The organism is Acinetobacter sp. Ver3 (assembly GCF_000632455.1).
Classification (GTDB): domain Bacteria; phylum Pseudomonadota; class Gammaproteobacteria; order Pseudomonadales; family Moraxellaceae; genus Acinetobacter.
The window spans coordinates 1-457 of the sequence record NZ_JFYL01000190.1 but is presented as its reverse complement, the minus strand read 5'-3'; the positions used below and the strand labels follow the sequence as shown (position 1 = coordinate 457).

Below are 457 nucleotides of genomic sequence, written 5' to 3'. Positions count from 1 at the left end.
TCTGGTCTAAAAATAACACCTCTCGATGCCGTGGCTCCTGATACAGCCCAAACTTTAATTGACCAAACAGCAATGCTGTTACCACATATCAAGATCACCGAATTATTAATGGAGGTCGATGAATGGACAGGCTTTACTCGACACTTCACTCATTTGAAAACGGATGACACTGCGAAGGATAAAGCGTTATTGCTCACGACCATACTGGCTGATGCAATTAATTTAGGGCTGACGAAAATGGCCGAATCATGTCCTGGTACAACTTATGCCAAACTCTCATGGCTACAGGCTTGGCATATCCGTGATGAAACTTATTCAACGGCATTGGCCGAATTGGTGAATGCTCAATTGAAACAACCTTTCGCTGAAAACTGGGGAGATGGCACTACCTCCTCATCAGATGGCCAACGCTTCCGCGCAGGTGGCAGAGCTGAAAGTACAGGACATATCAATCCAA

General features: G+C 45.3%; 1 protein-coding gene. It reads left to right on the top strand.

Annotated elements, in window-relative coordinates:
* On the top strand, positions 1-457 hold a 457-nt coding region (locus CL42_RS16315; RefSeq protein ID WP_155757019.1), incomplete at both ends, for a Tn3 family transposase.